This window comes from Ruegeria sp. B1 (assembly GCF_056535885.1).
Genome location: NZ_JBQFJA010000001.1, coordinates 1838401 through 1861569, shown reverse-complemented (window position 1 = coordinate 1861569; position 23169 = coordinate 1838401). Strand labels below are relative to the sequence as shown.

Annotated in this window: 31 protein-coding genes; 12 read left to right on the top strand and 19 right to left on the bottom strand. The window is 56.8% G+C overall.

Annotation, left to right across the window (positions count from 1 at the left end):
- Positions 1–83 precede the first annotated feature (83 nt).
- Both ACR3ES_RS09110 and ACR3ES_RS09105 read right to left on the bottom strand, forming a co-directional pair.
- A complete protein-coding gene (locus ACR3ES_RS09110) occupies positions 84–479 on the bottom strand; it encodes a hypothetical protein (RefSeq protein ID WP_170435130.1) in 396 nt (131 codons plus the stop codon).
- Positions 480–522: 43 nt separating this feature from the next.
- Positions 523–1716: an aminotransferase-like domain-containing protein gene (locus ACR3ES_RS09105; protein ID WP_170435128.1), complete on the bottom strand. Its 1194-nt coding sequence runs from the start codon at positions 1714–1716 to the stop codon at positions 523–525.
- A gap of 153 nt (positions 1717–1869) precedes the next feature.
- Here ACR3ES_RS09105 and ACR3ES_RS09100 point away from each other — a divergent pair, with 153 nt between their 5' ends.
- On the top strand, positions 1870–2637 hold the full coding sequence (locus ACR3ES_RS09100; protein WP_170435126.1) for an FCD domain-containing protein: 768 nt from the start codon (positions 1870–1872) through the stop codon (positions 2635–2637).
- Positions 2638–2704: 67 nt separating this feature from the next.
- On the opposite strand, the gene ACR3ES_RS09095 is transcribed toward ACR3ES_RS09100, so the two are convergent.
- The 11 genes from ACR3ES_RS09095 to ACR3ES_RS09045 form a co-directional block, all read right to left on the bottom strand.
- Positions 2705–3520, bottom strand: a complete 816-nt coding sequence (locus tag ACR3ES_RS09095) for a phosphate ABC transporter ATP-binding protein (protein ID WP_170435124.1) — start codon at positions 3518–3520, stop codon at positions 2705–2707.
- 248 nt (positions 3521–3768) lie between these two features.
- The gene (locus tag ACR3ES_RS09090) at positions 3769–4632 is read right to left on the bottom strand and encodes a glycosyltransferase family 2 protein (protein WP_170435122.1); all 864 of its coding nucleotides are present in this window, start codon (positions 4630–4632) and stop codon (positions 3769–3771) included.
- A gap of 153 nt (positions 4633–4785) precedes the next feature.
- A complete protein-coding gene (locus ACR3ES_RS09085) occupies positions 4786–6018 on the bottom strand; it encodes a glycosyltransferase (protein WP_480425229.1) in 1233 nt (410 codons plus the stop codon).
- A 43-nt stretch (positions 6019–6061) separates the two neighbouring features.
- The gene (locus ACR3ES_RS09080) at positions 6062–6856 is read right to left on the bottom strand and encodes an FkbM family methyltransferase (protein WP_480425227.1); all 795 of its coding nucleotides are present in this window, start codon (positions 6854–6856) and stop codon (positions 6062–6064) included.
- Positions 6853–7788, bottom strand: a complete 936-nt coding sequence (locus ACR3ES_RS09075; protein ID WP_170435116.1) for a glycosyltransferase family protein — start codon at positions 7786–7788, stop codon at positions 6853–6855. The genes ACR3ES_RS09080 and ACR3ES_RS09075 overlap by 4 nt, the downstream gene beginning before the upstream one ends.
- Before the next feature lie 148 nt (positions 7789–7936).
- Entirely contained in the window at positions 7937–8497 is a 561-nt protein-coding gene (locus ACR3ES_RS09070; protein ID WP_170435114.1) for a F0F1 ATP synthase subunit B, read from the bottom strand.
- Positions 8498–8502: 5 nt separating this feature from the next.
- Positions 8503–9054 carry a F0F1 ATP synthase subunit B' gene (locus ACR3ES_RS09065; RefSeq protein WP_480425225.1) on the bottom strand — a complete coding sequence of 184 codons (552 nt, stop codon included), beginning with the start codon at positions 9052–9054 and terminating at the stop codon, positions 8503–8505.
- An 86-nt stretch (positions 9055–9140) separates the two neighbouring features.
- Positions 9141–9365, bottom strand: a complete 225-nt coding sequence (locus ACR3ES_RS09060; RefSeq protein ID WP_005981269.1) for a F0F1 ATP synthase subunit C — start codon at positions 9363–9365, stop codon at positions 9141–9143.
- A 48-nt stretch (positions 9366–9413) separates the two neighbouring features.
- Entirely contained in the window at positions 9414–10172 is a 759-nt protein-coding gene (locus ACR3ES_RS09055; RefSeq protein ID WP_170435111.1) for a F0F1 ATP synthase subunit A, read from the bottom strand.
- 2 nt (positions 10173–10174) lie between these two features.
- A complete protein-coding gene (locus ACR3ES_RS09050; RefSeq protein WP_170435109.1) occupies positions 10175–10507 on the bottom strand; it encodes an AtpZ/AtpI family protein in 333 nt (110 codons plus the stop codon).
- 185 nt (positions 10508–10692) lie between these two features.
- A complete protein-coding gene (locus ACR3ES_RS09045; protein WP_170435251.1) occupies positions 10693–11604 on the bottom strand; it encodes a DMT family transporter in 912 nt (303 codons plus the stop codon).
- An 84-nt stretch (positions 11605–11688) separates the two neighbouring features.
- Between ACR3ES_RS09045 and ACR3ES_RS09040 the strand changes: the two genes are divergently transcribed.
- Positions 11689–12024, top strand: a complete 336-nt coding sequence (locus tag ACR3ES_RS09040) for a metalloregulator ArsR/SmtB family transcription factor (protein ID WP_170435106.1) — start codon at positions 11689–11691, stop codon at positions 12022–12024.
- A gap of 7 nt (positions 12025–12031) precedes the next feature.
- Here the strand turns inward: ACR3ES_RS09040 and ACR3ES_RS09035 are convergent, their stop codons facing one another.
- The 5 genes from ACR3ES_RS09035 to ACR3ES_RS09015 form a co-directional block, all read right to left on the bottom strand.
- Entirely contained in the window at positions 12032–12436 is a 405-nt protein-coding gene (locus ACR3ES_RS09035; protein ID WP_170435104.1) for a universal stress protein, read from the bottom strand.
- Between the two features lie 81 nt (positions 12437–12517).
- On the bottom strand, positions 12518–13447 hold the full coding sequence (locus ACR3ES_RS09030; protein ID WP_170435102.1) for a coiled-coil domain-containing protein: 930 nt from the start codon (positions 13445–13447) through the stop codon (positions 12518–12520).
- 72 nt (positions 13448–13519) lie between these two features.
- Positions 13520–13801, bottom strand: coding sequence for a hypothetical protein (locus ACR3ES_RS09025; RefSeq protein ID WP_170435100.1), 282 nt, complete (start codon positions 13799–13801; stop codon positions 13520–13522).
- An 84-nt stretch (positions 13802–13885) separates the two neighbouring features.
- A complete protein-coding gene (locus ACR3ES_RS09020; RefSeq protein ID WP_480425223.1) occupies positions 13886–14800 on the bottom strand; it encodes a DMT family transporter in 915 nt (304 codons plus the stop codon).
- Entirely contained in the window at positions 14797–15675 is an 879-nt protein-coding gene (locus tag ACR3ES_RS09015; RefSeq protein WP_170435095.1) for a LysR family transcriptional regulator, read from the bottom strand. Before ACR3ES_RS09015 ends, ACR3ES_RS09020 begins: the two co-directional genes overlap by 4 nt.
- A 121-nt stretch (positions 15676–15796) precedes the next feature.
- Here ACR3ES_RS09015 and ACR3ES_RS09010 point away from each other — a divergent pair, with 121 nt between their 5' ends.
- Both ACR3ES_RS09010 and ACR3ES_RS09005 read left to right on the top strand, forming a co-directional pair.
- Positions 15797–16378 carry an NAD(P)H-dependent oxidoreductase gene (locus tag ACR3ES_RS09010; protein WP_170435093.1) on the top strand — a complete coding sequence of 194 codons (582 nt, stop codon included), beginning with the start codon at positions 15797–15799 and terminating at the stop codon, positions 16376–16378.
- A 72-nt stretch (positions 16379–16450) separates the two neighbouring features.
- A complete protein-coding gene (locus ACR3ES_RS09005; protein ID WP_170435091.1) occupies positions 16451–17191 on the top strand; it encodes an aspartate/glutamate racemase family protein in 741 nt (246 codons plus the stop codon).
- On the opposite strand, the gene ACR3ES_RS09000 is transcribed toward ACR3ES_RS09005, so the two are convergent.
- Positions 17192–17722, bottom strand: a complete 531-nt coding sequence (locus tag ACR3ES_RS09000) for a prolyl-tRNA synthetase associated domain-containing protein (protein ID WP_170435089.1) — start codon at positions 17720–17722, stop codon at positions 17192–17194.
- Positions 17723–17810: 88 nt separating this feature from the next.
- Here ACR3ES_RS09000 and ACR3ES_RS08995 point away from each other — a divergent pair, with 88 nt between their 5' ends.
- The 8 genes from ACR3ES_RS08995 to bluB all read left to right on the top strand — a co-directional run bounded on the left by ACR3ES_RS08995 (position 17811) and on the right by bluB (position 23027).
- The gene (locus ACR3ES_RS08995; protein ID WP_170435087.1) at positions 17811–18329 is read left to right on the top strand and encodes a hypothetical protein; all 519 of its coding nucleotides are present in this window, start codon (positions 17811–17813) and stop codon (positions 18327–18329) included.
- Between the two features lie 160 nt (positions 18330–18489).
- A complete protein-coding gene (ffh, locus tag ACR3ES_RS08990) occupies positions 18490–19992 on the top strand; it encodes a signal recognition particle protein (RefSeq protein ID WP_170435085.1) in 1503 nt (500 codons plus the stop codon).
- 1 nt (position 19993) lies between these two features.
- Complete coding sequence (locus ACR3ES_RS08985) at positions 19994–20530, top strand: GNAT family N-acetyltransferase (protein ID WP_170435083.1); 537 nt, start codon at positions 19994–19996, stop codon at positions 20528–20530.
- Entirely contained in the window at positions 20527–21117 is a 591-nt protein-coding gene (locus ACR3ES_RS08980) for a GNAT family N-acetyltransferase (RefSeq protein WP_170435081.1), read from the top strand. The genes ACR3ES_RS08985 and ACR3ES_RS08980 overlap by 4 nt, the downstream gene beginning before the upstream one ends.
- On the top strand, positions 21114–21653 hold the full coding sequence (locus tag ACR3ES_RS08975; RefSeq protein ID WP_170435079.1) for a GNAT family N-acetyltransferase: 540 nt from the start codon (positions 21114–21116) through the stop codon (positions 21651–21653). Before ACR3ES_RS08980 ends, ACR3ES_RS08975 begins: the two co-directional genes overlap by 4 nt.
- Positions 21650–21946, top strand: a complete 297-nt coding sequence (locus ACR3ES_RS08970; protein ID WP_074737903.1) for a chorismate mutase — start codon at positions 21650–21652, stop codon at positions 21944–21946. The genes ACR3ES_RS08975 and ACR3ES_RS08970 overlap by 4 nt, the downstream gene beginning before the upstream one ends.
- Positions 21947–21988: 42 nt before the next feature.
- Entirely contained in the window at positions 21989–22378 is a 390-nt protein-coding gene (gene rpsP, locus ACR3ES_RS08965) for a 30S ribosomal protein S16 (protein ID WP_170435077.1), read from the top strand.
- Positions 22379–22391: 13 nt separating this feature from the next.
- The gene (gene bluB, locus ACR3ES_RS08960) at positions 22392–23027 is read left to right on the top strand and encodes a 5,6-dimethylbenzimidazole synthase (RefSeq protein WP_170435075.1); all 636 of its coding nucleotides are present in this window, start codon (positions 22392–22394) and stop codon (positions 23025–23027) included.
- Positions 23028–23169 lie beyond the last annotated feature (142 nt).

Sequence of the window (23169 nt, the reverse complement as noted above, 5' to 3'; positions counted from 1 at the left end):
GTCAACGTGTATGCGCAGGATATGGGAGTTTGCGCTGAGTTATCCACAATATCTTGCCAAAACTGCGCGGGGTTTTGCACAAATCAGTAGGGCGTACACTCAAAAACCTGATAGCCGTAATCGCCGGAATAACCGTAGTTGATGCATTCATATGGACGGCGGAGGAGCGCGCCAAAAACCAACTTCTCACCCAATTCGCGATCGCAACCCAGCACACCCACGGTGACCGCCGCATCTCCCAACACGTCCAGAAGCGGACAGCCCGAGACCTGCGCCATGGCCAGCGCGGCCCGGTCGCGGATTGGACCCAATCGCGGAGCGTATTGTGCGTTCACACGGACGGCCTCGGCCAGTTCGTTGCGCACCCGCACATCAAAAACGCTGCCGTTCACCGCCACACGGGTCGCGGGCAGATCGCGGAAATACGGGGTGCCGCCGGAACAGGCAGCCAGCAGCAGGAAGGTAAGAAACCGGACCATGCCGCAGCTTTGCGCCAAATTGGTTAATGAAACCTTTCCCAGTTCAGACGCGCAGCACCTCTCCCAGTCGGCGGATGCCTTCGCGGATCGTGGCCTCATCCGAGTTGGAAAAACTCAATCGGATCGTATTGGCCCCGGACCCATCGGGGAAGAAGGCACGGCCCGGCACGAAGGCCAGCTTGACAGTTTCGAGCGCGCGCGCCAGCAGGTCGGCCCCGTCGATGCCTTCGGGCAGGGTAACCCAGACGAACATGCCACCTTGGGGCCGGGTCCACTCGATACCATCGGGAACATGTTCAGCCAACGCGTCCAACATGGCGTCACGGCGCGCGCTGTAAACCTCACGCAACATGGGCACATGCACATCGAAACAGTTCTGTGCGACGTGATGAACCGCCATCTGGTTGATCGTCGCCGAGTGCAGATCGGCGGCCTGTTTCAGCAAAACCAGTTGCGAGATCACGGGTTTGGCGGCCACAACCCATCCCATCCGCAACCCCGGCGACAGGGTTTTCGAGAAGCTACCGCAATAGATCGTCCGGCAGTTTTCAATCGACCCTTTGCGCTTGATCTCCAGGGCCAGGATCGGCGGGATCGGGTCGCCGTCATAGCGCAGCGCCTGATAAGCCCCATCTTCGATAACCGCACAATCCAGATCATCAGCAAGACCCAGCAGAGCCTCTCTGCCCGCGAGATCCACGGTTTCCCCCGTAGGATTGGCGAAATCTGCGGAGAGATATGCAAATTTGATCGGGCTATCACCCGCAGCATCACTATATTCCGCCGCCCCGCGATTGCCGTGGGGATCGAGCCGGTCAAAACGCGGTTCATAGGCATCAAAGGCGTTGATTGCCCCCAGATAGGTGGGCCAGCCAACAAGCGCAGTGTCACCCGGAGACAGAAAGAGTTTGCCCAGATAGTCCAGCGCCTGTTGAGAACCGGATGTGATCAGGACGTTGTTAATGTCGCAATCCACACCAATTCCCCGCATATGGTCCACCAGCCATTTGCGCAACGGGGCGTAACCCTCGCTCACCGAATACTGCAGGGCCTGAGCGTGTTGTTCGGGCGCCAGCGCCTGCTGAAAGGCCTCTGCGAACGCGTCAGCCGGGAATAGGTTCGGGTCGGGAATGCCGCCAGCAAAAGAAATGATGCCGGGCTGGCCAAGCAACTTGAGCAGTTCACGGATTTCCGATGCCTTCATCCGGGACGTCCGTGTGGCAAAAAGCTGATCCATCTTGTCAGGGCCTCCTCTGTCCCATCCGGTGCAGACTATGCAGAGTTCTTTTTGTGTCAATAATACTGACCTAGTATTTCAATCTTTTCGATCACCTTGAATGCCATTCTGATATGTGGTCATGTGACTTGACCAATTTTGACTGTTGATCCTATGCCCTTTCAAAAAGTTCAGACCGAAAAACTGTCTCTGGCCGTGGTACGCCAGATCGAACTGCTGGTCCTGCGGGGCATCCTTCGGCCTGGTGAACGACTGCCCTCGGAACGGGAACTGGCCGAACGAATGGGCGTGTCGCGCCCGTCGCTGCGCGAGGCGATCTCGGAATTGCAGGAACAGGGGTTGCTGACAGCCAGGGCCGGGTCGGGCATCTATGTGGCGGAAGTACTGGGATCAGCCTTTTCGCCTGCGTTGATCCGGCTGTTTGGAAATCATAACGAGGCGGTGTTCGACTATTTGTCTTTTCGTCGGGATATGGAAGGTTTGGCCGCCGAGCGCGCCGCGCGTATGGGATCGGATAGCGACCTGAAGGTGGTACAAGCCATCTTGGACAAAATGGAGACCGCCCATGCCCGCAACGCCGCCGAGGAAGAGGCGCAACTGGACGCGCAATTCCATATGGCGATCATTGAAGCCAGCCATAACGTCGTGATGCTGCACATGATGCGATCAATGTATGACCTGCTGCGGCAAGGGGTTTTTTACAACCGGCAGATCATGTTCCAGCAAAGTGCGACGCGCGATGCCATCCTTGATCAGCATCGTGCAGTTAACGCGGCCCTACAAGCGCGCGATCCGTCGGCGGCCCGAAAAGCAGTGGAACACCATCTGGATTATGTCGAACGTTGTATGGCGGATCAGCAAAAGGCCGAGCGAAACGAGGAGATCGCGCTCCAGCGTCTCGCCAATGAGACAGAGCAATAGTGATGCGCGGTCGTATCTGACTTGATCTTTTAGCCCTGTCTGTCGAACCGTCTGCCACGGATCGGGGTCATCCAGTTTTGCCATGGACAAATTCGCGGGTCTTTTCGTGAACCGGGTTCTCAAAAACCTGCGTGGTCGGCCCGATTTCCAGCAATTCGCCGAGATGAAAATACGCGACCCGATCAGCGATCCTGCGTGCTTCCATCATCGAGTGCGTGATCACCACGACACTGTGATCTTGCCTAAGATCCACCATAAGCTCTTCGACTTTGGCAGTTGCAATCGGGTCGATCGAGCCCGTCGGTTCGTCCATTAGCATGATGTCGGGTTTCGTTCCCAGCGCCCGCGCAATGCACAGCCGTTGTTGCTGGCCACCAGACAAATCAGTGCCGTTCTTGCTGCGCAAGACATCCTTGACTTCGTCCCAGAGATGCGCCCGTTTCAGGCACTGTTCGACATGCTCCTCAAGCTCTGCTGTCTTGGTAAAGAACCCGTGGATACGCGCGCCATAAGCCACGTTTTCCCAAATGGAAACAGGAAACGGATTGGGTTTCTGCGCGACCCAGCCGAACTTTTTCCGATGGATCGGCGGATCGATGTGCGGCGCGTGGATCTCCTCGCCCCCCATCGTGATAGACCCCTCAATCCGCACGCCGCGCGTCCCGTCATGCATACGGTTCAGACACTTCAAGGCGGTGGACTTTCCGCATCCTGAAGGGCCAATCAGCGCGAGGATTTCGTTTTCAAAAAGGTCGAAACTGACGTCCTTCAGCGCCTGCTTGTCCTCATAGAACAGCGAAAGATTCCTGACCTCAATCAGCGGCGGGGAATTCCTGAGTTGCGATGCAGATCGCGTGATGTCCTGTTCTGTGATGTTAAGCATGCGAGCCTCCTCCTATCTGTCACCACATGCCTCACATGCCGGGACGAAACCCGGTTTGATCCAAAACAAGGGAGGGGGGAACTTCACAAAAGTTTCACATGGTATCTATTCGGCGTCGCTCGTTATTTTTGCGAGTATCGCGATACGCAGGCTTATTCTGTTGGAATGGTTCACTTGCAAGGAAACGCAATAAACGTTTGTTTGTTTTTCTAAAAGCGCATCGCGCTTAACAATCGTTTGATCTGCGGTCAAAGGCTACTAAATCGACCGAGCGTTCGAATCCTTAGCATTCTCCAAGCATTTATTGACTTGGGATCCCGGTATGAAATGTCCGGAAATTCAGTTTCAGCTTGTTGTCGCGAGCGCAAAGACAACGGCGCGTCTACTATTTGTTCAATAAGATCGTCAGTGGCGTCTTGCTTTCTCCGCTCCTGCTCAATGACCCGCAACATTTCCGCGTGATACTCGTCAATGGCTTCCGAACGTTGGCCTTTGCGAAATCGAAATGCACCTATCTGTGCATTCACCGGAACCAGATTAGAATGGCGGGCAAACCGCAGCCACAACTCGCCATCAACGGCAAGCTTCATGTTTTCATTCAGACCTTTACCCGCTACGTCCCAAAGACTTCGACGCCAATACGTCGATTCCTGTTGCACCCATTGATAATCTCCGGCCAGAATACGTTCGTAAGTTAATGGCCTTGGTCGATGTGAACGCAATAGCTTGCCATCTTCGTCAATGCTGGTGATTTTTCCGGTTAGCCAGTCAATTTCTGGCTTCTGGGCAAAGAGCGATCCGACACGGGCCAGCCCGCCCGGCCGAAGTATGTCATCGGAATTGATCCACCCCATGACATCCCCTGTGGACAAGGCAAAGCCCTTATTCACCGCATTCGCCTGACCGGTATCCGGGCCCGAAACGACATGGTCAAAGGCGTCAGAATAGCGATCAACAATGTCGAGCGAGCCATCGGTACTTCCACCATCCGAAAGGATAAGTTCAAGGTTCGGATAAGATTGATCCAGAATCGATGTGATCGTGTCCTCGATAAACTCAACACAATTCAGGTTGGGTATGACCAAGCTTATCTTAGGCAGCGTCATTTTCATTCTAACTTCATTGTGGAAGCCTGAAGAAGTAAACGTACCTCTATAGCGACTTTACGTTGACATTCCGCGCTATTGTTCCGGCAACAGAAGTGTTTTAGTCGCATTTCATGTCTGCCTCGATCACCTAGCAATGCCGACTGTAATTGATACGGATCAGCCCTGCCAGATCCGATGATAAACTGCTCGATACTGGTCGGCCACGACCTTTGAATCATAGGTTTCCTGAACGTACCTGCGCAGCGCCAATGCCCTGTCCAACGCCTCGTCCGTATCGCGGTCTCGCAGAATTCTAATGATTCCTTGCGCCAAATCTCCTTCATCGAATGGGCGCGCCAAATGGCCCATGGAATTGTTGGGCACCAGATCAGGTAAACCGCCGATATCAAACCCTGCGATCGGAATACCGCATGCCATTGCCTCAATACCCGTATTTGGTAAATTGTCCTGCCGCGACGGAAGCGCGAGTACATCTGCGGCCGAATAAATAGAGCGCAGAAGCCGTTTATCGGTAACTTCACCCATATAACGAACAGGAAATGGAAAACTATTGTCGCCTGCGCCGCTTCCGAACACAACCGCCTGAACGTCCGGAATTTCCCTGTGCACCTTGTGCATCGCTGCCACCAGATGCCCGAACCCCTTGCGGGGGTCATCCGTTCCTCTAACCGCGCCGAATAATACGATGGGCACGTCAGGCGAAATCCCCACCGAGGCGCGCGCGGCCAACCGGTTGCTTGGTCGCCATATCTCCGTATCAATTGCGTTTGGGATCACTTTTATTGGCCAGTCTTGCATTAATTGACTACTTCTCGCGCAGTCCGCCAACCACCGGCTTGGGCACACAATTTGCATCGGCGTATGCCAATGCTCAGCTTTCCTCTTCCACACCCAGCGATTCAGGTCAAACCCGCGTCGTCCATGCGATGCATAACCATCTCGCCATGCATTCTTTTCGCTGTAGTGCTCGGCTCCAGAGAACGGCCACATATCGTGCAGCGTCCAGACCAACGGTTGCTTCAACGCGCCAATCTCAGCAATCGAAAAAAAATCGAAATTAATCCAGTGTAGATTAACGATCTGACGCGGTTGGCAGTTCAGATATTCTCCCAATCCAGATGAGACATAGCCCAAGGACGCGAACCCCTCAGTCTGCCTTTGAGCATATGTCTTATGCAAGTACTTCGACAGTTTTCGTTGTAAGAACCGCCGCCACGTTTTTTTGGGGGATACGGTCTCGATGAACTCATTCACCTGGCCCGTCGCGACCGTCATTCTGGATATCTCACCTGCATCCAATAACGCCCGGTGCAATCGGTATGCAGCAAGCGCTGCACCTCCGTGATCGTAGCTGTAGTTTAAATGGTTAACCCGAAACTTGTCTGGCATGCTGTTTTTTCGCAAACGAGAAGACACTGAGACAGAGGCGCGTTCATAGTTTCAGGTACAGATAATCTGTACCACCATTTCCGTATACGCATTCATACCCGGAAGATCGCAGTGCCGCATCTGCACGGTCGACCCTTTCGAATGCCTTGTCACCTGGGCGGTTCAACTCATCGAACTCGACACAAATCTGGCGAGGGAAAATACCCTGAGCGGCCAATTGTTCTAACACTTCTACCTCAGCACCTTCTATGTCAAGTTTCAGTAAAGCGATGCGCTGCCCTTCCAGTCCGTGACGCTGCAGCAAAGTCTGCAACGTGACTGCCTCGACTTCAATCGCTGCGGTATCCTTTCGGTAATCGTTCTGAAAATTCACGATCGAATGCGAAACGTGATTTGGGTCCTCTGGCTGAAAAAATTTCAACCTGGTATTCTCCGTCCACAGCGCGGTTGGTTCGAAAACCAAATCAGACTCGGATAAACCGACGAGGTCATAGGCTTCAATCGGCTGTTTTCCGCCTTCAACAAAGGCACATTCGGCAGAGTACCCGAAGCGAAGCTTCATCGCCTCATAATATGAAACCGCACGCGGCGTCGGATCTACGAGTATAATCTTGGCCGAATACTTCTTGGCAAACGCAACATCGAACGATGCGTCTTCACCTAACCCTGCGCTGATTACAACTGCGTTTTGCAACGAAACGTCGTCCTGGAAAGTCCAGCCCCCATAGGAGGTGCCCAGCGAAATTAGGTTCAAGCCCGGCTTTGGCACAAGGTTCTGAAGCCTATGGCGTTTTGGACCTTCGGGTCTCCTTAGGCGCTTATTGATGAACCCGATCAATTCAAAACCCTTTCCTTCCATTGCCGAATTCTGCGTTTGAGTTCGCGCAACTTTCCAGGCTTGTAGCCGTAATGTGTTCGAAGTGCCTCCAGCGCCACGCGGTCTTCTCGGACCTGATCCGGGAAGTCGGGGAGCATGTTCTGATTGAGCACCCGATCGCGCACCTCACCGGCGGGTATGCAATGCGTACCGGATCCATCCAAGCCGATGTTCTCAGCATACGACGGATAGGGCGACAGGCACAGGCCGTCGTTTCGAAAAATCGTCGCATACCAAAAGATTGCCCAAGTTCGGATCTCGCCTCGAACATTACCTAGCACCTGGCTCCAGAAATCCTCGGCCCCGTCCAGATTGAAACGGTAAATGTTGTTGGTTGAGAAATCGTTCACCAATTGCTCGGGATCGCGCTCGAAATGCTGCCATCTGTCAGCCCAGCTTGCCCAGCCCCAACAGCTCATAAACCGCCAAAATACCGCACCTGGCCTATCCGAAAGTGCAGGCAATTCCTCGTTGTAGCCTGCGATGTGCCATACTCTTTTGTCGTGTTCGTAGCGGTGCAGAGCCTCGTTCATGAAGTTCAGAAAGGCTGGCGATGTCACGATGTCATCTTCGACGACAATTGCCTTTCCCCTGGCCTGCATTGTCGCGGTCACACCATCCTGAATCGCGGATGCCAAGCCCACGTTAGCCTCTCGTTTAGTCACTGAGACGTTGGCGAAGCCGGTTTGCTTTGAGATGATCTCGGCTACCAAATCTACAACCGGCGCTTCTTCCGGTGTCCGAGGGCCGTCCACGTAGGCGATCAAGTCGGTTTGAGGCGCCAGAGGAGACGCCGCCAGCGCATCGAGCGTTCGCTTTGTGTGTTGCGGGCGGTTGAATGCAAACAAGCAGATTGGAGCTGGATCAGCGTATTCGTACTGCGCTTCTGGCATTAAATAGTCCCAAACCGCCTGCTTTTGCAGTCAAGGCCTGCGCGGCTCACGGAATTGCCGACGCGGCGAGCACCTAGCTTAACATAAGCGCGCCCGTGTATCCACGGGCGAGCATTCTTTCTTTCGCCAAAACCTCGACGGAATCCCGTCAGTGCAGCTTTTCACCAACATCCGAAATGGACGCGTCGATCAGCTTGTTTGCTTGCGCGGCAGTCATTTGCTTCGCCAGCACAGCGTTTGCAGCTGAAACAGCAACGGTGATGGCCTGATCACGGACTTCCTTGACAGCAGACGCCTCAGCTGAGGCGATCTGATCCTGCGCCGCAGCCAGACGGCGTGCGATGGATTTCTCCAGATCAGCTTTGGCCTGCTCAGCCGCCAGTACCGCGTCTTCCTTGGCAGCCGCCACGATGGCATCCGCCTGACCTTGAACTTCGCGTTGCTTACGCTCGTACGAGGCCAGCAGGCTGCGCGCTTCTTCGTGCAGGGCACGGGCTTCATCCAGCTCGGACTTGATGCCTTCGGCACGGGTGTCCAGCGCGCCACCGATCATTCCGGGGACCTTGAAGTAAAACAGGACCGCGATGAAGACGATGAAGCCCAGAAAGACCACAAAATCCGTATTGGCCAGCGAGAAGAATGGGCCTTTGGCTGCCAATGCCGGGCTGGCCGCGCCGAAAGTCAGGATAAGGGCAAGAGTGTTCCGCATGTCACTTATCCTTTCGTCTGCGCGTCTACGGCACTGTTGATGGCTTTGGCATCCGCCTCGCCGCCCAGCGCAGTCACCAGTTCAGCCGCCGTATCCTTGGCAACCACTTGAATGCTTTCCAGCGCACCGGCCCGGATGTCGGCAATTGCCTTTTCCGATTCAGCCGCCTTTGCAGCGATTTCCGCGTCCGCCTTGGCAATCGCGTCATCCAGACCAGACTGGATTTCGGCGCGGGCTTCCGCTGCGATACGCTGTGCCTCAGATCGGGCATCGGCCAGCGCCTTGTTGTAGGCCCCTTCGGCCTCGACCGCTTTGGCCTTCAGATCTTCGGCCGCAGCCAGGTCATTTGTAATGGTCCCCTGACGTTCGGCCAGGATTGCCGCGATACGCGGCAGGGCCACGCGAGACAGGACCAGAAAGATGACGACCAGCGTGATGACCAGCCAGAAAATCTGGTTGGGGAACCAATCGAAGCAGAGCTGCGGCATCCCGATGGCAGAGCCATAGGAGTCGACGCACGAGCCAGCTACCTCTTCTGTAAGGGGTTCAGTCGCCATGATATCCTCCGTCGGAAACTCGTCTTTACAACAGGTGGGCCGCTATGGCTTGGGCCCACCTGCGCGTAAGGATCAGGTTCCGCAGATTATACGGCGAACATCAGCAGCAGCGAGACCAGGAATGCGAAGATGCCCAGCGCTTCTGCGAACGCGATACCGATGAACAGGGTTGCGGTCTGCGACGCAGCCGCCGAAGGGTTGCGCAGGGCGCCGGCCAGGAAGTTGCCGGCAACATTGCCCACCCCGATTGCGGCCGCGCCGGAACCGATTGCTGCCAGGCCTGCGCCGATATGTGCGAGATCGCCTTCCATGATGTTTCTCCTTACGAATTGGAAGTTTCGATGTTGGGTGTTCGGACCTTAGTGCGACGGATGCAGTGCATCCTTCAGATAGACACAGGTCAGAATGGTGAATACGTAGGCTTGGATGAAGGACACGAGGACCTCAAGGCCATACATTGCGACAATCGCCAGCACGGACACGGGCGAGATCACCGCAATCGCGGCAAAGCCTGCGAAAACCTTGATCACCGCGTGGCCTGCCATGACGTTACCGGCAAGACGAATGGAGTGGCTGACCGGGCGTACGAAGTACGAGATCAGCTCGATGACCGCCAGAACCGGACGCAGCGCCAGCGGGGCGCTGGAGACCCAGAACAGGCCCAGAAACGCGGCACCGTTCTTGACGAAACCCAGTACGGTCACGGTCAGGAACACGGCCAGCGCCAGCGGGATGGTCACGGCGAAATGCGATGTCGTGGTGAAGGACATGGGGATCATGCCCAGGAAGTTTGCGCAGACAATGAACATGAACAGGGTCATGACATATGGGAAGTACTTAACGCCTTCTTTGCCGCAGATATCTTCAAGCATTTTGTAGATGAAGCCATAGGCCAGTTCGGCCACCGACTGCATCCGCGTCGGAACAATCGCGCGCTTCGAGGTCGGAACGATCAGCAGAAGAACAATTGCAACGATCGCAAGGAACAGCCACAGCGTCACGTTGGTAATGGTGAACATGCCCACCACTCCGTCACCGAACAACGGCTTAACGATGAACTGATCCATCGGGTGGAAAACCAGGCTGCTGCCTTCTGCTGCGGTGGTCTCGGTCGCCACGTTCAGTCCCTCTCGTCCTTCTCGGCAGCCGTCGCCGCCGCTTGTTTCTCTTGGACCTCTTTCGCGCTGCGGAGCATAACCTTCACGCCCGCGACAAGGCCCAGCAATGTGAACAGCACCAGAAAGATCGGGATTGTCCCGAGCAGGCTGTCCAGCCCGTATCCAATGCCAAACCCGATCCCCAGACCGGATACCATTTCGATGACCATCCTCCAGGCAAGCTCGCCCCCGGACACGTCAGAATCCGCACGAGGCTTCGGCGCTTTGGCCTTTTTCGCCGCGTCGATCTTGGCCTCCAGCTGCGCCATACGCTGCTTTTGGTCATCATCGGTCACGGGCGTTTTCCTCGCACAGTCTTGGGCACGGTGCTAAGGGGCATAAGACACAGAGTCAACGTTGTTTGATTGCCAGTCAAAATTTCCCTAAGCTATTGACTTATATAAAATAAATCTTCCTATTTTATCAACGCACAAGACGCGCTGGGCCGGGCATTCGGGCCGAAACACCGGATTCAGCATATTCAACCTTTTGGTTGATCTTTGTCAGCCCTACCCTGCCGCCATCTTCTGACGATCCGCCCGTCGATCAGTAACAGTCCCGCGAATATGGTTGCCATGCCCAGTAGATGTTCGGGCAAAAGTGCCTCACCCAGAACCGATGTTCCCAGTACCAGCGCCGAGACCGGCGCAATCAGGGTGACGGTTGAGATATTGGTCGGCCCCACCTTGGGCAGCAGCCAATAAAACGCGATAAAGGCCGCCGAGGTCAGGACAAAACCGATCATCAGCAGCGACGCCCATGTCTCGGCCCGCGTAACATGCGGCACCCCTTCGCGCCACAGTGCCAGCGGAGCGATGGCGAGCGTCGCTCCCGTCAGGGCCAGCGCCACCAGCACCACAGGCTGCATGTCGCGAAACGAGCGGGCGATGTTGAGCGAGAAGGCATAGCAGACAGGCGCGCACAGGATCAGCAGGATGGCCCAGAACTTGGATGTCGCTCCGGCGTTCAGAACAGGTAAAGACAGTACCACGATGCCAGTGAAACCACATATGACACCCAGCGATTTGAGCAGCGTGGCGCGTTCGCTGCCCGGCCAGAAATGCGAAACGATGACCGCAAAGGCAGGTGTCGTCGCGTTTACGATACCAGCCACACCTGAGGCGATCTGCTGCTGCCCCAGCGCGTAAAACGCAAAGGGCGCAGCATAGCTGAGTGCACCAAAGCCCAGCAGTCCAACAGCGCGCACTGAGCTTAAGCGCACCGGCAAACGCGCCCCGAGCACATAGACCCAACAGCCCAGCGCACCGAACGCCACGCGCCCCATCGATACCGATAGCGGCCCAAGTTCACGCAGCAAAATCGCGTTGAACATGAAAGACATGCCCCAGCCGATGCCTAGTATGCAGATCACCAGCCAGTATTTGAGCGCCATCACCTGCCCTTTCAGCTCGTTCCGGGGCACAGTGATCTTTTAGCGCAAATTGTCAAACCGGTTGCTGCCCTTTAGGAAAGAAGCATGTCCAGTGATCTCGACACAGTTTTCGCGGCCCTTGCCGACCCGACCCGCCGCACCATCCTTGCGATGCTGTTGGAGGATGACATGGCCGTAACGGACGTGGCCGAACCGTTCGAGATGTCGCTGGCTGCGATTTCGAAGCATCTGGTCATTCTGACCCGGGCCGGGCTGATTTCACAAGAAAAGCGCGGGCGGGTGAAATGGTGCAAGCTAGAACCCGACGCGCTGCGCGCCGCTTCCGTCTGGATGCAGGGTTTTGGTCAGTTCGAACCGGTCAATCTGGATGCGTTCGAACGGTTCCTTGAGGTGGAATTGCCAGCGCCCGAAGACACCTGATCTCGACTTACCTGACGACGAATACCGAAACCTTGGCATGTTTGGCCAGATACCCGGCATGGCTGGACAGAATATAGTCGGTAATCCGGGGAGTGTGGGTTCCGACAACAATCAGATCGGCACCGATTTCTTCGGCCGCGCTGGTCAGGTCCCTGTCGACCTCGATGGCGACATCGACGGAATGGATATTGTGCGTGTTGACCTGTGCGCCACTTTGAGCCGCAAGCGCGCTGGCAATCTCTGCCAGTTGTGCGTCGACGGCATTGTCAGACTGGGCGGGGTCTGTTCCTGAAACGCTTACAACGGTGATCTTGGCACCTTGCCATTTGGCCATTTCCGAAGCCACCTCGGTCGCTTTTTGCACTTCTGGCGGCATGTGAAGATCAATTGGGATCATGATGTGCTTGAACATGTGGACCTTCTCTCGCTTGCGGCTCAGGGCAGCCAAGAGCCTACCAGTTCAGTCTGACTTGAACAAACGTCTTTGCCGTATTTATTCAAGATGATCACGCAGATGTCCTAACTGTTCCTGCAACGCGTCAAGCTGCACCGATGTCTCGTCGAGTTTAGTCTGTAAATCAGCATATGATGCACGCGTTTGGCTGAGTTCCTGCCGATACTTTGACGCAGCTGCGTCGGCAGAAAGGTTCTTTGCTTCTAGGATGTCAGCCGCATCGGAGTTTACGGAATGTGACGCCTTGAATGCGTTAACTTCTGATTGAAGTTGCTCTTCTGCCTGCTCCAATTCCTGCATCGTTACCCCAGAATTCGACGCTATGGTCTGAAACTGCTGCTCAAGAGTGTTCAACGCATTCGTATTCTGCTTCAACTTGCTAAGATGGATCGTTTTTCCGAGGCTTGGCGTTTCCTGTTGCTGGTCATCATTGAAGGCCTGAATGTCAGCCCTTACGGTATTTAAGTTCGCCTGTATCTCTGCCAGGGTCTCCTCTACCTTTGCGTTCTGAGCAACTATGTTCTCCATGTGTTCCGCCGCTTTGGGCGCCAGATTCAAAATCACATTGTGGATCGACGAGCCGCTCTCATCGATATCACCGTCCAAAAAATCGCGGTGGCGGGCGGACAGTGCCTGCGTATTGGCATGCATTGCGCCAATGGATGACGACAGGCTATCTGCCGCCCCTTTGGCCGCCACCCAGTGCGAGGTTACTTCACCAAAATCATCACTGCTCGCACTTGAAACGTCGCCACCCTCCTGATTGCTCAACTGTGGCTCCGGCCTCGTAGTCCGATCTCCCGTTTTTCCGTCCTGATCTCCAAAACCGCCGCTTTTGCGAAACTGATCACCAACGACACGATCATCATCGCCAGAATGACCATCGTGACTTTGAGCCTGATTGATGTAAAGCGGCAGGCATAAGCTGGCGCAGATCAGAACGCGAATGAAATAATGCGTATTATTCATAGTCTAACCTTTGGTTTGGAAAACAAGTTTTGGGCCAATGGAAATCACACGCCACCGGGTCACGTAATCTTCCTAACCCTCCTGACTGTATCCAACGCCGGTGATGACGCCTCCAGCATCGGCGCGGCACAGCCAGGGTGCGTCGGCACCGGCAACGGAAACCGATGTGACTGTACCGGTCGGACTTGATTGGGTGGAGAGGGTCGATACATCGCCCGGCCCTCTGCCTGTTTCCGCAGCGACCAGAGCCTCGCAGCTCGCCTCCAGATCGGTTTCGGTGCCGGATCCGGTTTGACTGTTTGGTGCGCACGCACAAAATGCAAGAAAAACAACCGAGCCATAGATATGTTTCATAACCACCTGCTCTTTATTAGTAGGTCGAGATCGCGCTCCGATCCTCTGGCCCGATGCTGCCAGATCAAAACGAAAAAACAAGGTTCAATCCGAAACACTTTGGCCTAAAGCAGGCTCTGGCACCTCTTGTTTTAGCAGCAAGAGCAACGCGACAACGGTCAGGACAACGCCTCCGATGACCAGCGCGGTTGGGATGCCATTCCCCAGCGATACTTCCCAAAGAATAACCCAACTGGGCACAAGGTAGGTATACGCCATTACCTTGGCCGAGGGTAAGCGCATGGTGGCAAACTGAACCAGAGCAAAACTGGCTGCTGTGGCGAAGACCGAAAGATACATCAGTCCAATCCAGACAATGGGCGAAAGGCTGGCCCATTCGGTTGGCGCTATGTCCGACCAGCCGAAAGCGACGAGGATCAGACATCCCGCCACAAGCGTTCCAAAGGTGAACACAACAGCCGGTTCGCCCCGGTTCAGCTTGCGCACCATTGGTGTGTAAATCGCATGTGCCACACAACCCCAGAAATAGATGATCTCACCGCTGCCGATTTCAAAAGCCCGAAACGCCAGCCAATCGGCCCGAAAAATCACCCACAAGGCCCCAACCGCACCAACCGTCAACGCCAAGGCCATTCGTGGCGTAGTGATCTGGCGCAGCAGAACCCAGCCCGCGACAGCCGATAGGACAGGTGTCAGCGTGAAGACCGCGGCGGCGCTGACCGGTGGCGCGGTTTTCAGGCCGTAGAACATCAACACGAAATAGGTGGCGAACAACCCGCCCAAAACCAGGTATCGCCATGGGGCTTGTGCCGCGGTTCGGGTCAAGCCGGTTGTTAATGAGGCCGCTATGCCGATAATCACAGCTGCAATGGCAAAGCGCACTGCGTTCAAGGCCGCCGGTTCGACATCGTTGGCAATAATAGATCCCAGCGAGAAGCTGCCCGCAACCAGAGCCGAAAAGGTGAGCATGGCCAAATGGCCACGCGCCGGTGGGCTCATGGCAACCAACCTTTAGCCTGCTCTTTCAGGTATTTGAGAAACGCCTGCACCTTGGTCGTGCGATGCAAATCCACATGGGTCACGAGCCACAGCTTTCCTGACCATTCCGGCAAGGGTGGCATCACTTCCTCCAGCATCGGGTACCGCGCCGCCTCCCACCGCGCCATAAAGCCGATGCCAGCACCCGCCAGAACAGCCTCGCCCGCCGCAAAGTTGTTCGAACAACGAAAGGTGATTGCCTCGGCTGGCGTGTTTTCGCGCAGCCACCGATAAAACGGTGCGCGGCTGTTTTCATCATCATTCCCGACAAATGTGTGATTGGTAAAGTCCTGCACATCTGACGGTTTGCCGTGGCGGGCGATATAGTCTCGGCTGGCATACAAGCCGACCTCTTGCGCCACAAAAGGCTGCACAACATTGTCAGGCTGGTCCGGCGCGGCCCCGGCCCGGATCGCCACATGGGCTTCGCCATATTCCAGACGAAACAAACGGTCGCCTGTCAGATAACGCACGATCAGCGCCGGATGGGCTTTTTGGAAATCGCTCAGCGTTGGAACAACCAGAGGCGCCAAAGACGACAGCGATGTCACAACCAATTCACCCGAGACATCGTCGCCGCGTCCCTTCATGCGCCCGACCAGTTGATTGAACTGATCCTCGGTGGCTTGCGCGACCCGCAACAGGTCTTCGCCAGCCTCGGTCGGGGTGTAGCCTCGCGCATGGCGCTGGAACAGTTTGACCGCGAGCCGCGACTCTATCGCATCGATATGGCGTATGACCGTTGCATGGTGCACGCCCAGAACTTCGGCCGCGCCGCTCACGGTCCCCATTCGAGCAACCTGATACGCGGTTCTCACTTCGTCCCAATTGTCCATGGCCCGACCATCTCTGTGCAATTTCCAACAATAACTGTTGATGTATCCGACTTTTGTTCATGTACGCAACATTCATATTGGCGACAGAGCAAAATTTTCCCGACCAAAAGGACCCAAAGCCATGACCAAGACCATTCTTCATATCGATGCCTCCGCCCGTCGCTCGGGGTCGGCCACCCGCGACCTGTCTGACCGTATCGTCCGGCATCTGGGGGCCGGGCGTATCATTCGCCGCGATCTGGCGACACCCCTGCCGCTGTTGACCGAGGACTGGATCGCTGCGAACTTTACCCCCGCAGACGAACGGGATGACGTTCAGCGCGATCAACTGGCCCTGTCGGATGAGTTGGTAGACGAGCTTCAACAGGCCGACACAATCGTCATCGGCTTGCCCATTTACAACTTCTCGGTGCCCGCCGCGTTCAAGGCTTGGATCGATCTGGTCGCCCGGGCCGGTCTGACCTTTGCTTACAGCGAAAAGGGGCCCAAAGGGCTGTTAGAGGGCAAACGCGCCGTCCTTGCCATCGCGTCAGGCGGAACCGCAGTGGGGTCCGAGATCGACTTTGCCACCGGATATGCAAAACACGTGCTGGGCTTTATTGGCATCCATGATGTTGATGTGATCGCGGCCGATCAGATGGCTCTGGATGCTGAAACCGCGGTCAAGAACGCCCACAAGGCGGTGTCAGAGCTGGCAGCCTGATCGGCTCTGGCCTTTATGCCTCGAAACGTCCAGTCTGCACCTGAGCGGGAACCGGCGGGCTGGGCGTTTGACATGAAGAAGATCGGAATTCTGGGCGGTGTAGGCTGGGCCTCGACCGTGGATTACTACCGCGCCATTGCTCAAGGGGCGGGTCGGTACTTTGCGGAACGCGGTCATGGATCACCATTCCCGATCCCGCCAATGACCATCGAGTCCGTGACACAGGCCAAAACCCGCGCCTTGCGCGGCGCGGCCGGGGATGAGGAGAGCTGGGCCGCATTTGACGCGGTGTTCCGCGACGCCTTGCTGACATTGCAACGGGCTGGCTGCGACTTTGCGATCATCGCATCCAACACGCCACACGCCCGGCTTCATGCGATCCGCGAGGGGGTATCCATGCCCATTCTCAGCATTTTCGATGCAACGGCAGAAGCGACTGCCTCCACCGGGGCGTCAAAGGCGCTGGTTCTTGGCACGACCGTCACCATGCGGGCCAGCAACTATGCCGACCGTTTGGCTGCAGAAGGTATCGCGGCAAACGCGCGTCTGCCCGAAGACGAAATTGCCGAGATGCAGGCGATGATTGACAGCGACTTCTACGGCGGTGCGTCCGAGACGGCGCACCCCCGCCTGCTGGCATTCTGCAATCGCCACGCCCAACCCGGCACCGCCATCCTGCTGGCCTGCACGGAATTGCCACTGGCCTTTCCCGATCATCTGGACGATCCGGTGTTCGAGGCCGATGGACACTTGTTCATCAACCCCTCGGCCGCGCATGTGGCGACCGCGTTGAAGGAGGCTTTGGAGGTCTGATCAGGGCAGCCAGGCCACCTTGCAGCCGATCTTGTCAAAGAAAGTCATCAGATCCGCGCGCGCCAGCACCACGGTCCGGTCATTGACCAGCGGGTGCATATTGATCACATCCGCCTGCTGTGCGGCGGCGTCCATGACGAAGTTTACGCTCCTCTCTACACCGTTGATCATCGCCAGAGGGCTGACCGCCCCGGGACGGATACCGAGGTTCTGAAACAGCCGATCTGCCGAACCGAAGGACAGGTTGCCGACCCCAAGTTCGGCACCCAGCACTTTGAGGTCGATCTCGCGGCTCTGTTCCAGTGTCACCAGGTAGTTGCGCTTTTTCTTGTCGCGCAGGTACAGGTTCTTGAGCCGCAACGTGTTTTCGCCTGGCACCATGAACTGATCTTCCACCGCCTTCGCATCCTCAACAGTCCGTAGCGGCAAATGAGTATGAAGCCGGTAGGCCAGCCCCCACGCATCCAGCTGCGCGAGCAGCGCATCGGAACTGAGCGGCAATGTATCCTGAAAGGCGGATGATGCGTCCATGGGACCCTCCTGTTTCACGCGCTCATCGCGCAACACATGGTTAATTTCAAGCCACGACAGCCCTCAAAATCGATGCTAGCGTGCCGCCATGAAAGTGACGCGCAACACCCCAGACCAGTTGATCCTGTCCAATACGCCTTGGCTGATCGGCCTCATGTTGGTCGTCTTTATCCTCTGCTTTGTCGGCGCAGGCCTTTTCATGGCTACCGAGGGTGGTGAAGGCGTCTTGTTCGGTATTGTCTTTGCGCTGTTTGGTGGCGGGTTGGGCTTTGGCGCGTTCTGCGCCTTTGTGCGCCGCGTGCAAGTCATATTCGACCGGAGTAGCAATAGCATTTTGATCCGTCGTCAATCGGTTTTTGGATATGACACCGTAGAACATGAGCTGTCCAACTTGTCCCATGCCGAGGTGGAAACCACCACCTCAACCCGCGAAGGGACCACGTCCAAGATGCATCGTCCCGTTTTGATCCTGGAAAAAGGTATGAGTGCTGGTCGTCACCCAATTGTCGAAGCCTATGTCAGCGGTCGCGGCGCGCAGCGGATGGTCGATGCGGTCAATGACTGGCTTCCGCCACGCACGGTTGACTCTGATAGCCAATCCGCCTAAATCGCCCCCAACATCCGGAAGCGTTTGATCTTCCGGTCCCTTGAGACGTTCAGGGATCGCCCCCCACCAGCGAGTTTCGCCCGTGGGGGCGTTTGTGCATTTAACCGGCGCAACCTAATTAGGTGGTGCCACATCTAAACCGGCTAAGGAGGCCGAAGGCATGTTTGAAAATCTATCCGAACGCCTTTCCGGCGTCTTTGATCGGCTGACCAAACAGGGTGCCCTGTCCGAAGAAGACGTGAAAACCGCCCTGCGCGAGGTTCGCGTTGCCCTGCTTGAGGCCGACGTCTCGCTGCCGGTGGCGCGTGAATTCGTCAAGAAGGTGCAGGAACAGGCGACCGGTCAGGCGGTGACCAAATCGATCACGCCCGGCCAGCAGGTCGTCAAGATCGTGCATGACGCGCTGGTTGACACCCTGCGCGGCGAAGAAGACCCCGGCGCGCTGAAAATCGACAACCCGCCCGCTCCGATCCTGATGGTCGGTTTGCAGGGCTCGGGTAAGACCACCACCACCGGCAAGCTCGCCAAGCGCCTGAAAGAGAAAGAGGGCAAGAAGGTCCTGATGGCCTCGCTCGACGTCTATCGCCCGGCGGCCATGGATCAGTTGGCGGTGCTCGGGACGCAGGTTGGTGTAGACACGTTGCCGATTGTGCCGGGCCAATCGCCGGTTGATATCGCCAAACGTGCCAAGCAGCAAGCGACGCTGGGTGGCTATGACGTCTACATGCTCGACACTGCAGGCCGTCTGCACATTGACGAAGTGCTGATGGACGAAGTCGAGCAGGTCCGCAACGCGGTCGACCCGCGCGAAACCCTGCTGGTGGTTGACGGCCTGACCGGCCAGGTCGCCGTTGAAGTCGCTGAAGAGTTCGACGCCAAGGTCGGCATCTCGGGCGTGGTCTTGACCCGGATGGACGGTGACGGGCGCGGCGGTGCAGCGCTTTCGATGCGCGCGGTCACCGGTAAGCCCATCCGCTTTGTCGGTCTGGGCGAAAAGATGGACGCGCTCGAAACCTTCGAGCCGGACCGGATCGCCGGTCGTATTCTGGGCATGGGCGACATCGTTGCTCTGGTCGAAAAGGCCCAGGAAACGATGGAGATGGAACAGACCGAGCGCATGATGAAGCGCATGGTCAAAGGTCAGTTCAATATGAACGACCTGAAAATGCAGCTGGAACAGATGATCCAGATGGGCGGTATGCAGGGCATGATGGGTATGATGCCGGGCATGGGCAAGATGGCCAAACAGGTCGAAGAAGCGGGCATGGACGACAAGGTGCTTAAGCGTCAGATCGCCCTGATCCAGTCGATGACCAAACGCGAACGCGCCAACCCGCAATTGCTGCAAGCCAGCCGCAAGAAACGCATCGCCGCCGGTTCGGGGATGGAGGTCAGCGACCTGAACAAACTGCTCAAGATGCACCGGCAGATGTCGGACATGATGAAAAAGATGGGCAAGATGGGCAAAGGCAAGATGCTGAAACAAGCCATGAAAGGCATGTTCGGCAAAGGCGGCCCCTCACCCGAGGAGATGGCCGCAGGCATGGACCCTAAAGCGCTCGAACAGGCGGCCAAGGCGATGGGTGGACGCGGCGGTCTGCCTGGTATGGGCGGCGGTATGACCCTGCCCCCGGGTCTCAGCGGTTTTGGGAAGAAAAAGTAACGTGACCCTTGCGCCCACCATATCCACCACGCGCCTAACGTTGCGCCATCACCGGCTTGAGGATTTCGAGCCGATGGCGAAGCTGTTTGCGACCGATTGGGCGAAGTACATGGATGGGCCGTACTCGGCGCAGGACCTTTGGTCGATGCTGGGCTCGGACGTGGCCAGTTGGCAGTTTCTTGGGTTTGGCGCGTGGGCCGTCGATCTGACGGAAACCGGTGAGCTCATTGGGCAGGTCGGGATCAACAAACCCCCTAAATTCCCGGAAACCGAAATCGGTTGGTGCATTTTCCCCGGATTTGAAGGCAAGGGCTATGCATTTGAAGCGGCCTGCGCTGTACGTGATTGGGCGTTTCAGAACACCGAATTGACGACTCTGGTCAGCTATATCGATGCGCCTAACACCCGCTCAATCGCACTGGCAAAGCGGCTTGGGGCAAGTGAAGATCCAAGCGCAGCGCGCCCGTCTCCCGAAGATGTTGTCTTTCGTCACCCTCACCCGGATGAGCGGCAAAGCGGATCGGAGGCCTACGCATGACCTTCCGATTTGAAGCCGCGCCCAATGCGCAAGGGGCTGAGCTGGCGGCACGGGTGGCGGATGCCATTCCGACGCTCGAAACCGAGCGTCTGGTTCTGCGTGCTCCGCAGTTGTCGGATTTCGACACTTACGCCCAGATCGTGGCCAGTCCGCGTGCGCGGTACCTGACGGTCATGTCGCGTGAAGACGCGTGGTATGATTTCGCTCAGATGGTCGCCATCTGGTCGCTGCGCGGCCATGGCCTTTGGTCGGTTGCAGCGAAGGCAGACGGTCAACTGCTCGGATTTGTCGTTCTCGGCTTCGAGCCGGAAGACCCAGAGCCAGAGCTTGGTTTCATCTTCACCGAGGAAGGCGAAGGCCACGGCTATGCGTTTGAGGCCGCGAGCGCAGCGCGCGGCTTTGCGTTTGAGCAACTTGGTTGGGACACTTTGGCGAGTTTTATCGTCAAAGGGAATGAACGCTCTCAACGTCTGGCAGAACGGCTTGGCGCCTTTGTGGAACGCGAAATCGTTGAAGAGGACGGTGTGACTTTGGTGTATCGTCACCTCTCCGCTGACGGCGATGGTGGGATGGAGGCCTACGCATGACAACCTTCACCATCCCCACCATTGAGACAGACCGCCTGATCCTTCGCGCACCGCATCTGGATGATCTGCCCGCGATGATTGCTTTTTTTGCAACCGAGCGCAGCCATATGGTCGGCGGCCCGCGAAACGAGGTGGACTCGTGGAGATCTCTGGCAGGACGTCTTGGTCACTGGGCGCTTCACGGCTATGGCGGCTGGCACATCACCGAACGATCATCTGGTCAGTTTGCCGGCTGGGTTGGCATGATGAATGCACCGGGTTGGGCCGAACCCGAGCTTGGCTGGGTGTTGATGTCCGATTTTGAAGGAAAAGGGCTAGCCTTCGAAGCGACACTTGCGGCACGCGACTACGCCGCGCGGCATCAGGGTCTGAATGGTGTGATCTCCTACATCGCCCACGCCAATGATCGTTCGCGCGCGCTGGCGGAACGGCTTGGGGCCACGTTGGAAACTGAGCGAGCCGAGCTTTTGGGTAAACACGCTCAGATCTGGCGCCACCCGCAGATTGACTTGACCACCGAAAGGACTGGCCAATGACCAACCCCGTGACACAGGCTGCCACGCTGTTGAAAGAGCATCGCGAAAGCATCGACCGGCTGGACGCGATCCTTGTCTACACGCTGGGCGAGCGGTTCAAGCACACGCAGGCCGTTGGCAAACTCAAGGCCGCACACGACCTTCCCCCGTCCGATCCCTCGCGCGAAGCAGCGCAGATCGCACGGCTCGAAGACCTGGCGAAAGAGGCCGATCTAGACCCCGATTTCGCCAAGGCTTTCCTGAATTTCATCATTCAGGAAGTCATCCGACACCACAAGAAACATCAGAACTAAACCGGGCAAATCCCGGATACGCCATTCAAAGGAGATACCACCATGGCAATGAAAATTCGTCTCGCTCGCGGCGGCTCGAAAAAGCGTCCCTTCTATCGCATCGTGGCTGCTGACAGCCGCATGCCGCGCGACGGTCGTTTCATCGAGAAACTGGGCACCTACAACCCGCTGCTGCCGAAAGACAGCGAAGAGCGCGTGAAAATGAACATGGAGCGCATCCAGTACTGGCTGGATCAGGGCGCACAGCCCACCGACCGTATCGCGCGTATGTTGGAAGCAGCCGGCGCCCGTGACAAGGCCGAGCGCAACAACCCCAACAAAGGTACCCCGGGCAAGAAAGCTCAGGAACGCGCTGAAGAGAAAGCTGCAAAGGCTGCGGAAGCCACCGAAGCAGCGGCTGCACCGGCTGAAGAAGCGGTCGCAGAAGAATAAGCAGGCGATTGCTGTGCGGGATCAGACGTTCACTGACGATTTTCGCACGCAGTTTGACCTGTTGTTGCGGCTCCGGCGCGATGTGCGTCGGTTCCGCACCGATGCATTTGACGAGGCAGTGCTGACGCGCTGCCTCGACGCGTTTCGGCTGGCCCCTTCGGTGGGGCTCAGCGAACCCTGGCGCGTGATCCGCGTCGATAGCAACGCCGCACGCGACGCGGCCCTAAGGAATTTTCAAACCGCCAATGCCAAGGCGTTAGATGGCTATTCCGGTGAGAAGGCAAAGCTTTACAGCGAGTTGAAGTTGTCCGGGATGCAGGACGCCCCGGTGCAGCTGGCCGTGTTTTGCGACGATGCCACCGAAAAAGGCCAGGGTCTGGGCGCAGGCACAATGCCCGAGATGCGGCGGTATTCGGTCGTGTCGGCGATCACACTGTTCTGGCTCGCTTTGCGCGCAGAAGGTTTGGGCTTGGGCTGGGTGTCCATCCTTGACCCCGACCAACTTACCCGTGATTTGGACGTGCCCGAGACCTGGCGGTTGATCGGGTATTTCTGCGTCGGCTGGCCCGAAGTATTCTCGGACACGCCGGAACTGGAACAGGTCGGCTGGGAAAACCGAAACGAAACTCTGCCCATCGAGGTGAGATAGGCACATGTTCGGTTTGTTGCGGCTTCCCATCCTGCTGATGATCGCCTTTATTGTGGGCGTGTTCTTCGAACGCTCGAACCAACGCGAAGCCTGCGAGGGGATCGGACATTGGCGAAATGGACTGTGTATAACGGAAGGCTCA